This window comes from Micromonospora luteifusca (genome assembly GCF_016907275.1).
Classification (GTDB): Bacteria; Actinomycetota; Actinomycetes; order Mycobacteriales; family Micromonosporaceae; genus Micromonospora; species Micromonospora luteifusca.
In genome coordinates this window covers 5,845,888-5,859,721 of record NZ_JAFBBP010000001.1, presented here as the reverse complement: position 1 = coordinate 5,859,721, position 13,834 = coordinate 5,845,888, and the positions used below count along the sequence as shown (strand labels likewise).

Genomic DNA, 13,834 nt, shown 5'->3' with positions numbered 1-13,834 from the left:
GACCGTCAGTTCTTGGGCCGGAACCACTGATCGACCCCTCGTTGGATGTGTGCGGCCGCGTCAGCAGGGTTGCGTCGACCGAGGACGTAGTCGGAGAACGCCTCGGAGGCGAGGTCCCAGGCGGTGGGTGTGCCGCCGGAGAAGTACGCGTAGGTGACATACGGGCTCGGGTTCGCCTGGTAGTCCTTGAGCGCCTGGGCCAGGAGTTCGTCCTGCGGCTCGACGCCCGGTACCGGGGAGATCTGGCGGAGCTCGGTGGACAGGACCCGGCCGAACTCCTCGGTCGCCATCCACCGCACGAGGTCCAGGGCCGCGTCCTTGTGGGGCGACTTCGCCGAGACGCCGAACGACCCGTCGACGTAACCGGGAACCAGCGTCTTGTCGACCGCCGCGCCGGGCGCGGGAGGCGCGTTGAAGATGCCCAGGTCCAGCTGCGGGTTGGCCTTCTGGAATCCGGCGATCTCCCACACCCCACCGGGGAACGCGGCGGCCCGGCCGGAGGTGAAGAGGGCCTGCGCGTCCGTGTAGCTCACCCCGGACGCCTGCGCCGGCCAGTACTTCTGAATGCTCTTCCAGGTCTCGAGGGACTTCGTCCAGGGCGCGTCGGTGAACTTCGCCGAGCCGTTGAGCATCTTGGTGAGGTAGTCGGGACCGCCGTACGTCGTGGCGCCGAAGATTTCCTGCTCGATCGGCAGCATCCACCCGTCGGTGACGGTGTTCGCCAGCGGGGTGACGCCGGCCTTGCTGAGCTTGTCGAAACCCGCGATCATATCCGCCCAGCTGGTGGGGGCGGCGATGCCGTTGTCGGCGAAGATCTTCTTGTTGTAGATGACGTGCAGCGTCTGGAGCGCGAACGGAACGCCGTAGACGTGTCCGTCCTTTTCGCCCCTCGCGCCGTCGAGGATTTGCTTCGGAAAGCCGCTGAGCTTGTCGACCGGACCGTCGAGGGGCACCAGGCTACCGGCGCCGACCAGCGGCTGGAGCAGCCCGTAGGAGCGCAACTGGGCGACGTCAGGGCCGCTGGAGTCGGTGAGGCCGGTCTTGAGGATGGTGTCGTACTCGGTGTTCTTGTAGGGGAGGTACTCCACCTTGACGCCCGGGTGGGCCTTCTCGTAGATCTGGAAGATCTTCTTGTACGCCGCGACATCCTCCTGCCGCCAGCCCCAGACCTTAAGGTTGACGGCGTCGCTGCCGCCCCCGCCGCCTGGCGCGCACGCAGTAAGGGCGAAGGCGAGCAGCGCGGCCGCCCCCAACACACCGCGTCTTCTGGGCATCGCATCTCCGATCGTCGTGGCCGCCACCCGCTGGACGTGGCAGACCAGCCGAGGTTAATACTGGTATAGACCGGAGGTCAACGGTTACGCCGACCTCACCAGTCGTCCGGGGAGTTGCCCGTACGATGACTTCAAACCTCGTTGGAAGGGGAACGGTCCGTGCCAAGGACGCGACACGAGCCGAGCGACGGGGCGCTTGAGTTTCTGCCGGCGGAGCACAGCGGCAGCAAGGGCGAGCACATCAGGGACGTCCTCACCGCCATGGTCCTGAACTCGCGGGACGGTGCGCTGCTCCCATCGGAACGGGTCCTCGCCGAACGGTTCGGAGTCGCCCGGATGACCGTCCGGGGCTCCATCGACGCGCTGGAGTCAAAGGGAATGGTGCGGCGGGTGCCCGGGCGTGGGACCTTCGTGCAGCATCCCACGCTGACCCACTCGGAGATCTTCCGCTCGTTCAGCGAGGACATGCGGATGCGCGGCATGACACCGGGTGCCAGGTCGTACCACGCCCGCACCCGCCCGGCCAGCCGCCTGGTCGCCGCCAACCTCGACATCACCCCGGGCGACCCAACCCACTACATCGAGCGGATCCGTACGGCGGACGGCATCCCAATGGCGCTGGAGCGGACGAACCTCTCCGCGGCACGGTTCCCCAGCCTGCTGAAGGTGATGGAGCGCGACGACTCGCTGTACGAGGTTCTGAGCCGCGTCTTCGGGGTGCGGCTGGAATCGGCGCGGCAGACCGTCACCATCGCCCGGCTGACCGACACCGAGGCAAAACGGCTCGACGTCGCCGGGGACGCCGCGGCGTTCCTGATCGAGCGCATCTCGGTTGACAACATGGGAAAGGTCGTGGAGTACGGCCGGTCGCTCTACCGCGGCGACCGCTACGCCATCCGGATGCACGTCAGCCCCCCGTCTCAGGAAGGCTGACGCGCATCCGGCGGCCGGTCAGCCGAGACCGGCGAGGTAGTGCGTTTCGAGTTCGGCCGAGGTCAGGGCACGGTCGTAGATCGCAGCCTCGTCCAGGTCACCCTGCAGCCGCTGGGAGGTGTCGTCCCCGCGGCCACCGAGCTTGACGCTCGCCGTACCGGTGCCTGGCGACACCGACGTCGCGACGCTGTTGTCCGCGACACCGTCGAGGTACACGGTCAGTCGCGAGCCGTCGAAGACGGCGGCGACGTGGTGCCACTCCTTCGCCGTCAGCCGGGTACGGCCGGTCACGAGGCCGTACCCCTGCCCGGCCGCGCCGAGCGACCACGCCTGCAGGACGCCGTCGGTCACCCGCAGGGCGTACCCGTTGACCGCCGGCCCGGCGTAACTCTCGATGACCGCCTGCCCCGGCGCGGGGGCGAGCGTGCCGAGCTTCACCCAGGCCTCCAGCGTGAAAGCACCCTTGAGGTCGGTCCGCGGGGTTCGTGGCGCCTCGATGTAGCCGGCGGAGAGGCTTGCTGCCCGGTCACCGGTGATCGCACCCTCGATGCCCGGATGGGCGCCGGCCAGGTAGGTCCCGTCTTGCCCGCTGGCGGAGCTGTCCACGGCGGTACTGGAGCCGGCCGGGTCGCCGAGCCTCCAGTAGCCGGCCGGGTCCGCGCCGGTCACGAGATTCGGGTAGCTCTGCTCCCCGACCAGGATGGGCAGCGACACGTTCACCGGTGGCGCGCCGTCCTCGTTGAAGGCCACCGTGACCTGGTAGCGCCCTGGCTTCGCGCCAGCCGGGACGGTCACCTCCACCGGCACGCTCGCGACGATGGTCCGGCCACCCGGCTGGGCCCGGAACACCTGCGTCGCCGGGTCGATGTTCCAGCCGTCTGGGCCGGTTCCGGTCACCTGTCCACGGATCTGGTGATCCGCGAACACCTCGAAGGCGACCTGGAACCGCTTCGTCTTGCCGGGCGCGATGAGCGACCCCGGCGGATCGACCGAGACGGTACCGCTGAACACGTCGGAGTAGCGCGGGACGATCTCGTAGATGCGCGGGACCACGCTGCCCGACGCCCACCGGATCCGGACCGCGCTGGCCGCCAGGTCCGCCGCCGGCACCTTCGTGAAGCCCTCAGCGAGCGGTCCGAGATCCACCCAGGCGCCGTCGACCAGTGCCTGGATCACTCCGTCGGCGGGGGCGGTCGCGTCCTGCACCACGGTCACCGCCGACAGCCGGTGCGGTTTGGTGATCGGTACCGTGATCGCATCGCCATCCTGCGGCTTGCCAGCCGCGACGTAGGCCGTGTCGTCGCGCCGGTCGGTCACGTTGCCCAGCGCGGCCCCCTCGACGGCAGCCGGTAGGCCCGTGGGGGTTCCGAGGTCACCGTACCAGCGGTCACCGAGGTAGCCGTCGCTCTGCGCGGCCGCGAAGTTGAGGAGATCGTCGACCGGGCCAGGACTGATCTGGTGCCACGTCCGGTCGAGGATGTCGCGGTTACGCGCCTGCTCCCGCCGGGCCCGCCAGGCAGCTTCGCCGTTCCCCCGGTCCTGCTCCCGCAGGATGCCCAGGGCAGCCCGACCTGCCTGGCCGGTGGCGCCCACCCGGTCCAGCCAGGGCCCGATCTGCTGGAGCAGCAGCGGGTTGTCGAGCCGCGCCCGAAGTGTGGTCGGGAGCGCCTCCAGACGGCGCAGCTCGCGGTCGAGCTGGTCAAGTTGGGCTTCCACCGCTCGGCCCGCCGAGTAGTCGGCGATGAGCCGTTCGATGAGAGCGGCGAACTGCGGCCGTGCGATGTTGTCCAGGGCGCTGGCCTTGTTGTTCTCCGCGAAGAGCCGCAGTTCCTCGTACGCGTCGCCGCCGACGATCTGAAGGGTCCGCGTCCACGAGCGTTCCGCGTCGTAGGCCACGGGGTTCCAGGCGTAGTCGGCCTGGGTGCCGAGTGGGATCTGCGAGGCTTCCTGATGCTGGACGAGTTCGTTGAACGAGATGCCGACAACGTTGGCCGCCATGCCGGCGTCACGGTTCACCAGTGGACCCAACAGCAGCCGGTTGGGGCTGTAGTCGTTGACCGGGTAGTTGTCCCAGATCATGATCCGGTGCCGCGGCCAGGCCTTCTGAGCGGCCCGGAGGTCGTCCTCGGTGATGCTCGGCGAGACCACCTCCGGGCCCGTCCAGTAGAGGTCGACCTCGGTGCTCACCAACTCGTCGAACCGGCTCTTGTACGGCGAGGGCGTCATGCCCCAGTACTCCGTCGGCACGACCACCAGGCGGCTGGCGCCGGGCCGCTTCTTGATGAACTCGCGCTGGACCAGGTTGGTGACCCCGGCCTGGGCGGCCGCGAGTGGCGACGGATCGCCCTGGTAGGCGTCCCGGTCCTCCTGGCACGCGAAGTTGCCGGAGACGTCATCCCAGGCGATGACGTAGTTGCGGACCCCGATCTCCCACAACTGCGTCAGGCGGGCCAGCAGCTTGGCCCGGTCGGCGTCGCGTACGTGGCAGATCCCTTGGCCAGGTGCCATGGGCGCCTCCGGCGAGATCCGGTACACAAAGTCGACATGACGGGACGCCGCCAGGTCGACGATCTCCTTCAGCCGGCCCAGCTCCGCCTCGTCGTACCGGGAGTCCCAGAGCGATCCGGTACGCAGGTCGTCCGCCGGTCCGTAGAAGAACTGGTTCATCTTGTGCCGGGCCAGGAACTCGATCTGCGAGCGCCGATCCTCCTGCGACCACACCGGTCCGTAGAAGGACTCCATCCCCCCACGAACCTGGTAACCCGGCCAGTCGCGCACCGCCACACCGTTGACGGCCACCCGGGAGCCCTTCGACACGAGCAACTGACGCAATGACTGAACGGCGTAGAAGGTGCCAGCGCCGTCCACACCCGCGAGGACGATCCGCGGTCGCCCAAGCCGATCGTGCCCGGCCGCCAGCACGTACCCCTCACCGGGCAACCCCGCCGGCCCTTGTACGTCGAGAGCACTCAGTGCGGTGCCGCTTGCCGACGTCTCGTTCGGACCGCCGAGGATGATCAACGGACGCGTCGTCGACATTTCCGCGCTGCCGACGACCCGGGCGGTGACTCCACGCGCGTGGAGCACGTCCACGAGCGAGTCCCGGGCCGCCGAATCCACGGCCGCACCCGCGACGACGTCGACGGTGGCGGACAGGACAACAGATTCCGGGCGCGGCTCTACCCGCTGCGGCGCTGGGAGAATGCGCGCCACACCCGCTTGATCAGGAGCCTGGGCCTCGCCCCGCGCCGGCGAAGCGTTCACCAGGCTAATCGCGAGCGCGACCGATCCGGCCAATACGCCGGTGCGGCGATATCCACGAAACGAGCGCCACGAAAACATCAAACCTCCAGTCATTTTGTTTGGGCCAACCGTGGCTCGATATCCGCCCGGCGCCGGAGCCAGGTGACGTCGAGGGTCAGCCCGTCGTGCCGACCGAGTGGTGTTGCGCGATTTCGCCGGCGGTCAGGGCATGGTCGTAGACGGCAACCTCGTCGAGCAACCCGGCGAGCCTGGCACCGGCGTCGTCACCACGGGCCCCCAGCTTGAGGCTGCCGGCTCCGTCGGTCGGGTCCACCTTTGCGGGGGCCGAGCCGTCGAGTCGCCCGTCGAGGTAGACCGAGACGGTCGAGCCGTCGTAGACCGCGGCAACGTGGTGCCACTCGTCCGGCGTGACCACCGTCCGCCCGTCGACCGACGCCAACTGTCCGGCTACGCCCAACGTGAGGGCGCTCAATCTGCCGCCGGGCAGGACGCGCAACGCGTAACCGTTGTAGGCAGGCGCGTCGTACTTCTCGACCACGCTGTACTGCGCGCAGACATCCTTGAGATTCACCCATGCCTCGACGGTGAACGAACCGCTGACGCTCAGCGAGGCCGAGTCCGGTACGGCGATGTGGCCGCCGGTCAGCTCGGCGGCGGTGTCCGAATCGCCGGTCAACGCGCCTGGGCGGCCCAGGGTCACCGCGTCGGTGTAGGCGCCGCGGTTGCCGGTGCCGGCGGAGTCCTCGGCGCTCGTGCCGGATCGCTCACCCAGCCGCCAGTAGCCGATCGGCTTGTCGGCCAGCACCTGCGCCGGGTAGGAGGACTCGCCGGTGACCGCCGGGGGCTGACTCGTCGACGTCGGCCTGGGTGCCGAGCCCGCCGGAGCCGGCGATGAGGTGCTCCGCGCGGTGGTCCTACCGAACTGCGGTGCGCTGGGCGACTGGCCGGGGTTGCCGAGCACGCCCTTGATGTAGTGCGAGTCGATCTGGCCCGGGGTCAGGGCCTTGTCGTAGATGGCGACCTCGTCCAAGCTGCCGACGAAGCGGTCCAACGCGTCGTCTCCACGGGCACCCAGCTTGAGGCTGCCCCTGCCGTCAGTCGGTGCCTTGGCCACCGGAGTCGACGCTTGCAGTTGCCCGTCGAGGTACGTCCGCAGCGTCGTTCCGTCATACGCTGCCGCGACGTGATGCCATCGCCCCTGCTGGACACTGCGGGGGCTGGGCGCGCTGGCCTGCCCCTGGTCGGCGACCGTGAGCGCCTGCAGCTTGTTGCCGTTCACCAGCCGCAGGGCGTAGCCGTTGCGCGACGGCAGACAGTCACTGCCGTCGTACTTTTCGACAATGCCCTGCGGTCCACCCGCGGCGTCCTTGATCCACGACTCCAGGGTGTAGGCGCCGGTGATGCTGAGCGAGGCGCTGTCCGGAATCTCAGCGTGGCCGTCGTCCAACCGGACCGCGGTGTCGGCAGAGTCGGCGATCGCCCCTGGCTGGGACCGGCCGACGTTGCCACGGTAGGCACCGGTGTTTCCGTTGCCGGAGGCATCGGCCACCGGCTGGCCCGGGGCGTCACCGAGCCGCCAGTAGCCCACCGGCTCGTCCCGCTTCACCAGCGCGGCGTAGTCCGCCGGGTCCGGCCGGGCGACCCGGACCGACAGCGAGGCGGTCCGCGCCGTACCACCGGACGGTCGGGTGACCACGTCGATCCGGTAGGTCCCGGGCGCCGCGTCAGTGGGAATCCGGACCGAGGTCGCGAGGTCGGACCAGGCCAGTCTCTGGTTGCTGCGCACGCTGAACGGCAGCTTCGAGTCGGTGACCGCCCACCCGGCCGGAACGCCGACCTCGGCGGTGCCGCTGACCGTGCCCAGCCCGAGCGCCTCGACCTCCAGGTCCAGCGCGAACGTCTCACCCGGCTCCAGCAGCGAACGCGGAGTCGTCACCTTCGTGGCCTCCGCGCTCGGCGCGTCGGCCACCTTTGTCGCCCGGTACGTCGCCCGGACCGTGACCGCCGTCGTCGGCCGGCCAAGGTCGACCAGCTCGCGCGTGGCGTCGAATGCCACCGGGTGGTTGTCGACGGTGACCCCGGTCAGCTCGTGACCGCTCGGCGCGCGCAGGTGCAGCACCACGTCCGTCAGCGGCGCCCGCCCGGCGGCCGCGCGCGGTGGGTTCACCCGCACGGTCAGCCGGCCGTCCGCCAGCTCGGACGAGGAGGCGAACCCGACGTTGCCGAAGGAGGTGGGCAGGTCGGCGACCTCGATCCGCTCCCCATCCGCGAGCCAGGGCCGCGGCGTGGCCGGCGCCAGGTGCAGCCTGGTCGGCACGCCGTCGGCGTCCAGGTCCTCACTGACCAGCAGACCGCGCAGCGCCTCCAGGTAGGTGGCGTTGTTCGGCGACAACGGCGGCCAGTACTGCGACCGGTAGTACTCACCGAACTGCGGGCACGGTGAGATCGTGGCGCCCTCGCCGCCGATGAAGGTGTGCGGCGTGAGGTCATGCGCGAGCATCCCGTAGAAGCTCAGATCGAGGCGATCGGACTCGGCGTTGTCGGCCAGGAACCGCATCAACGAGTAGCCGTACTGCTGGTCGATGCCGCTGGACTTGTAGCCAGGCACCGCCGGCCACTGGTTGTGCGGGATGTTTTGGCAGACACCGGGATCGGCGGTCGACAGGTTGAACCTGGTGAGGCCGAGGAACAGCGAGCCGTGCTTGTAGAGGTAGTCCCGCAGTCCGGTCGCCGTCGCGCTGCCCGGCTCGAACAACCCGGTCGCGAGCGCGTACGGCATGATCAGGTTCCAGTAGCTACCGAGGAAATCGGTGGTCACCTTGTCGTACGGCTTCGACGACGCAGGGTCCAGCAGTGCGATCGGCACGAACACCGAGCCGTCCGGCAACACCGTCTTCGACTTCTCCACCGCGCCCAGCAGCGACGAACGCAGGCCGGCAGCCTCGTCGAGGAACGGCTTCGCCTCGTCGGTACGGCCCAGGAGCCGCAGCGCGACACCGACGTCGCGCAGACCGCGCCAGACCTCGGACTGGTGGTGCAGGCCGTAGACCGGCTCCGGGATGTCGGAGGCGTAGCGAGTCTTGGCCAGCAGACCGTTCGGGTCCGCGAGGCGTTGCCGCTTGAAGTCGGCGAGCCAGTCGCGGAACGTCGGCAGGTTTTCCTGCAGCAACGACCCGTCGTTGCTCTGCAGGTAGTACGTCGCCGCCGTCTGCAGCTTGATCCCGCGCTCCCAGGAGAGAAAGAAGCTGCCCTGGCCGCGTCGCAGCATCTCGGTGAGGTTCGCGCGCGCCTTGTCCTGGTAGCCGAAGTCGCCGAGCGAGGTGACCGTCGCCGCGATCTCCGGCACGAAGGCGAAGGACTTGTCCAGCGACTCGTAGCCGTTCCCGACGGTCAGATTGAAGCCCATCACCAGGTTGTTCAGCAGCGTGCTGCGCATGGCGTCCGCGGCGTACTTCTCGGGGATCCTGATCTTGGCGCCGGCGTTGATTTGCCCCGTCCAGTAGTCGCTGGTGCGGGACTTCGCGGCGTCGTACAGCTTGGCCGACGGACGTACGGCGGTCAGCGCGGCCGGCTCGTTCGGCACGACCAGGTACAGCTCGGCCCTTCCGCGGCTCAGGTCGGGCGTGAAGCTCAGGTCGGGCGCGGACCAGGTCGCCGCGCCGCTGTACGCGACCACGGTCTTTCCATCAAATGTCAGCCGCCCCGGCTCGGCGACGACGTCCGCCACCTTGTCGCGGCTCACATTGAGCCGGAGCCGCGGGTGCGCCTTCGCCGGCCCGTTGATGACGAACCGGAGCATGCTGACCGCCGGGCCACCCGGGGTGAGTTCTGTGACGAACGACTCGCGTTCGTAGCGGACCCCGGCGGCGTCACGATAGGAGTTGGCGAGGATCGGCAGGTACCCGCCGGTCAGGCGGGGTTCGCCCGACCTCGCCTCGGCCTGGCCGTAGCGCTCTGCCCCGCCCGCGCCGACGAAGAAGCGGACGTGCTGCGTCGCCCGCGAGTCCGACCATTGCGACATCAATTCGCTGCCGTCAGCGACGTGCAGCGAGAAGTCCCGCTCCTCGGCCCACCGGCTGGGGTCCGGCGCCGGATAGGTGAAGGGCAGGTAGTACCAGGGCGAGGCGGCGTTCGTCGTACCACCGTGGTTGGCCGGCACCAGCAGCGGCTTGACGTTGGTCATGGCCGGGCCGTCGGGCAGGCCAAGCAACTTCTCGCCCCAGTGGTCGGATCCCTGCTCCAGCGCTCCGTTCACTCGATCGACGTAGCCGTCGGGCAGGGTCAGATCACCGCGAGAGCCGGGCTGACCGTGAGCCGTTTGCTCGCTGGCTGTCTGCTCACCGACTCCCTGGACGCCGGCGGCCTGGACGTCCTCGGATACCTGTGCCAGCAAGCTGGCCGCCAGAGTCACCACCGTTAGCAGCGACAGCCCCGCTCTTCCTGCCGATCTCGTGGCCATTTGATCCACCTTCGTGTGGATTACCGAACGGAATACCGGACTAGTCCAGTAACTCTGGAGCATGCTCATCGGCGGTGTCAACACTTTGGCCGGCAGCCGCTTGCCCGAGGATGTGTCGCGGTTGATCGGCCGTTGCGCGAGCCGTCCAGCGTGAGCCGCTCGGTGCTGGATGAGCTGCGCCCGTCGCGCGGCACGGCGTCAAGCAGCGACTGGACTGTGGACCGAGAGTCGGTGTGCGCTGGCGAGCCGAGATACAACCAGAAGACCACCGCCTCGAACACGGCAAACCGTCACTTACGGTGCAGCGGGCTGAACGAGATTGGACGACCGACGCTCACGAGCGCAGCAGCGGCGAAGGCTGGGTCAACATGGCCGCGCTCACGGGTGGCGTCATCACCGCACCCGGCCTCGCCCTTGTCTTCATCGACGACACCACCGGGGCACTCATCGTCGGCTACCTCGTCGCCGGTCCCAACAGGCCATTCTCGACGGCACCGGCGCCTGGCAGGTCACCGGCGGTGACCTGTGGCGCGATGACGACTGGCGACCGGCGCCGGAGGGTGGGTTCCAGTACTTGTCGCAACACAGGCTGGATGACCCGGGTCGGGGTGACCACCTTGCCGCTGATCCGCCCGGTCACGACGCCTGCAGGTAGTCGAGCGCGAGTAGGGCGGCGCCGAGGCTGCCGGCCCCGTCGCCGAGTGCGGCCCGCGCCAGCCGCGGCTCCCGGTGAAACGTAAGCCGCGCGCGCAGCGCCGCCCGGAGCGGATCGATCAAAACGGCTCCAGCCTCGGCGAGCCCGCCGCCGATTACCATCACCTCGGCATCGTAGATCGTCTGTCCGGTGAGGAGCCCGTCGGCGAGCGCGTCGACCGTGTCGCGCCACACCTGCCCAGCGAGTTCCTCGCCGGCTGCGGCCCGCGCGGCGACGTCGGCCGCGGTAGCGGGCGTACGGGACAGTTCCCCGTAACGTCGGCCGACCGCGGCAGCCGATGCGACCGCCTCCAGACAGCCGAGCTGGCCGCAGCCGCAGCGCGGCCCACCGGGACGTACCACGATGTGACCCAGTTCGCCAGCGGCGCCGTGCGCGCCCGCGTAAGCCGACCCGCCGACCACGTGAGCGGCGGCGATGCCGGTGCCGATCGCGACGAAGAGCACGTGCCGGCTACCCCGCCCGGCGCCGAGGCGGGCCTCGGCCAGGCCGCCCACCCGCACGTCGTGTCCGAGCGCCACAGGCAGCCCGAGCCGCGCGACCGCCAGGTCCCGCAACGGTACGTCCCGGAAGCCGACGTTCGCCGACCAGACCGCCACGCCGGCAACCTCGTCGATCACCCCGGGCACCGCGATGCCCACCGCCACCGGAGTCAAGCCATCGGCGCGGGCCTTGCCGGCCAGCCCCCCGGCGACGGACAGAACGGTCTCCAAGACCGCCGCCGGACCCCGATCAGCGCCGGTGGCGTGCCGTTCGGTGTAATGGCTGGTCCCATCCGCCCGGACCAGTGCGGCCTTGATGCCAGTACCGCCCAGATCCAACGCGACGACCACCGCGCCTTCGCTCACCGCTTCCCCTCGCCACACTCGCACCTGAGCCTGCTGGTCCGATCACTGCGCTCGCTCACGTCGTCCCGTCGCCGCGCTCGGCGCCGCTGATTCCCCGGGGGCGCCTGCTTCATTTAGCTGTGGTGGGCCCAAGCCGTCCGGGCGTCGCTGCGAAGGAATTCGGTCATCGGTTCCCCCTCTTCGTCGGCGTCTGCGCGCCGCGGCAGATCCTGCGCCATTCGAGCGGTGGGCTCGCGCCGCTGATCGGCGGCGAGCGGATCATCGTCGTCGCCGCCTCATCCAGCAAACTGGGTTGGGCAACGGCACATCACACTCGCGCGACGGGTGTTGGCAGCCGGCCGATCGGGTCGACGGCCACTGAGCGCCTAACAAACGTCGGCGCGGATGGTGGCCATCATCCGCGCCGACCCACGTTCACGGGCCGCACAGACCGTCTTGGTGATCACCGTCTGGTGGACCTTGTCGCCGAACGCCTCCACCATCCGCTGGTGTGAGACAACGGGGGTGCGATTGGGTGGTGGCCATGCGGCCGGCGGATCCGTAGGTTCGCCGACTCGGTGGTCGTTGGTGCGCTCTGACGACGCTTGCGGCGGTCCACTGCGCTTCGGGCGACCCGGGGCACCGGGGTCGGGCACGGACAATAGCGTTCGTGCCCGACCCCGGGAGTGTCAGCTCAGCCCGCGCCTATGCCTACCGGCGCGGCCGGCCGTTGCCGTCCAGCCACGGGTCCTCCGGCCGTGGCCGGTCGAATGTGGGGCGTGCCTGCGTCCAATGGCCGCGGGTGAAGTCGGGCACCTTGACCGACTTGAAGCCCTTGCCCTTCAGCGACTCGTGGCTGAGCGGGATCACCGAGCACCACGCCGCCGAGTCGTAGACGTCGATGTCCGGGGTCATGCCCAGGCGCATCAACTGGACCATCCTGAAGATGGAGATGAAGTCGCCGCCGCCGTGCCCACCGTACTGGCTGGCCAGGTTCTGCAGGGCCGGCCAGATCCAGTGGTCGTGCTGGTCCATGATCGCGCTGAAGGCACTACCGGTGCGCCACGCGTGGTTCGTGTGACCGAGCGACTCCAGGTAGATCCGGGCATTGTCCAGTTCCAACGAACCCCGGGTTCCGGTGAGCGTGGTCTCTCGGCTGTACGGGTGGGGCGAGTTCACGTCGTGCTCGACCCGGATGAACCGGTCGTTGACGGTCTTGATGAAGACCTGCTTGCGGTCCCCGGAGATGTAGGGATCGTCGTCCCAGGACGGGTGGTCCGCGTCGACCCGCGGGTCCTCCTCGCGGAACAGGGCCAGCGCCTTGGGCCGCGAGGCTACCGCGACGAGTTCGTCGAAGCGGTCGCCGCGGTTGATGTCCAGGCAGGCTGAGACCGGCCCGAGTCCGTGCATCGGGTAGTGAGCGGCGTTCATCCGGGTTTGCCAGCGCCGCCGCCAGTGCTCCGGGTAGTAGGCACCTCCGAAGGTGTACGGCCAGCGCAGGTCGTGGACGTAGCCACCGGAGGCGTGCTGCAACTCGCCGAAGAGCCCCGCCTTGGCCATGTTGAACATCTGCATCTCGGGGCGGAAGTAGTTCACGTTTTCCAGCAGCATGCAGTGCTTGCCGGTGCGCTCGGAGGTACGGACCAGGTCCCAGATGTCGTCGAGGTGCGGCGCGATCGGCAGCTCGATGGCGACGTGCTTGCCGTGCTCCATGGCGGCCTTGGCCATCGGGTGGTGCCACTCCCACGGCGTGGCGATATAGATCAGGTCAATATCGTCACGGCGGACGAGCCGCTCGAAGTCCTCCTCGCCGTTGGAGTAGCCGACCGGCTCCTTGTCCTGGAAGCCCTGGGCCATGACTCGGCTGATGGTCTCCGCGACGTGGTCGGGCCGGATGTCGCAGACGGCGGTGATCGTGGAGACGGCGGCCCACCGCATGGCCTGGTCTCCGCCGCGGTTGCCCAGGCCGATGATGCCGACGCGCACGTCGTCGAAGCCCTCGAAGGGCACGTTGACCATGGACTTCTCTTTGCCCTTGATCCGGGCAGGTTCGGCCGCGGGTGCCGCGCTGGCCGACGCGCCTGGAATGAGGGCGCCGCCCAGTCCGGCCGCGGCGCCCAGCGCGCCGACGCCCTTCAGGACGTTACGACGCGACGGGTGGGACCCGGCCGTCGCGGTGGGCTCGTTCGGGATGGCTTCGTTGGGACTCACGTGGATCAGCTCCTCTGCGGGAATGTGACGCGTCACGCGAAATTTCAAGCAGTATTGGTCACTCCACTTGCGAGCGCAATGGCCGATCGGAGATCTACTGCTTGAAGGTGATCGTTTGACGCACGATCCTGGCACAATTGCTTAACCATGCTGG

Annotated in this window: 7 protein-coding genes; 2 read left to right on the top strand and 5 right to left on the bottom strand. The window is 69.1% G+C overall.

Annotated features, from left to right (window positions below):
- Window positions 1-5: 5 nt before the first annotated feature.
- On the bottom strand, window positions 6-1,274 hold the full coding sequence (locus JOD64_RS26685; RefSeq protein WP_204944759.1) for an ABC transporter substrate-binding protein: 1,269 nt from the start codon (window positions 1,272-1,274) through the stop codon (window positions 6-8).
- Between the two features lie 159 nt (window positions 1,275-1,433).
- Here JOD64_RS26685 and JOD64_RS26680 point away from each other — a divergent pair, with 159 nt between their 5' ends.
- The gene (locus JOD64_RS26680) at window positions 1,434-2,207 is read left to right on the top strand and encodes a GntR family transcriptional regulator (protein ID WP_204944758.1); all 774 of its coding nucleotides are present in this window, start codon (window positions 1,434-1,436) and stop codon (window positions 2,205-2,207) included.
- 18 nt (window positions 2,208-2,225) lie between these two features.
- Here JOD64_RS26680 and JOD64_RS26675 read toward each other — a convergent pair whose 3' ends face one another.
- The 3 genes from JOD64_RS26675 to JOD64_RS26665 form a co-directional block, all read right to left on the bottom strand.
- Entirely contained in the window at window positions 2,226-5,420 is a 3,195-nt protein-coding gene (locus tag JOD64_RS26675) for a beta-N-acetylglucosaminidase domain-containing protein (RefSeq protein ID WP_204944757.1), read from the bottom strand.
- Between the two features lie 205 nt (window positions 5,421-5,625).
- Window positions 5,626-9,930, bottom strand: a complete 4,305-nt coding sequence (locus JOD64_RS26670; RefSeq protein ID WP_204944756.1) for a LamG domain-containing protein — start codon at window positions 9,928-9,930, stop codon at window positions 5,626-5,628.
- Between the two features lie 636 nt (window positions 9,931-10,566).
- The gene (locus JOD64_RS26665) at window positions 10,567-11,490 is read right to left on the bottom strand and encodes an ROK family protein (protein ID WP_204944755.1); all 924 of its coding nucleotides are present in this window, start codon (window positions 11,488-11,490) and stop codon (window positions 10,567-10,569) included.
- Between the two features lie 119 nt (window positions 11,491-11,609).
- Between JOD64_RS26665 and JOD64_RS26660 the strand changes: the two genes are divergently transcribed.
- On the top strand, window positions 11,610-11,984 hold the full coding sequence (locus JOD64_RS26660) for a hypothetical protein (RefSeq protein ID WP_204944754.1): 375 nt from the start codon (window positions 11,610-11,612) through the stop codon (window positions 11,982-11,984).
- Window positions 11,985-12,180: 196 nt separating this feature from the next.
- Here JOD64_RS26660 and JOD64_RS26655 read toward each other — a convergent pair whose 3' ends face one another.
- The gene (locus JOD64_RS26655) at window positions 12,181-13,680 is read right to left on the bottom strand and encodes a Gfo/Idh/MocA family protein (protein ID WP_204944753.1); all 1,500 of its coding nucleotides are present in this window, start codon (window positions 13,678-13,680) and stop codon (window positions 12,181-12,183) included.
- Window positions 13,681-13,834 lie beyond the last annotated feature (154 nt).

Coding starts and splice junctions, on each gene's coding strand:
- JOD64_RS26685 (WP_204944759.1), bottom strand. CDS start 1,274: ATGCCCAGAAGACGCGGTGTGTTGGGGGCGGCCGCGCTGCTCGCCTTC.
- JOD64_RS26670 (WP_204944756.1), bottom strand. CDS start 9,930: ATGGCCACGAGATCGGCAGGAAGAGCGGGGCTGTCGCTGCTAACGGTG.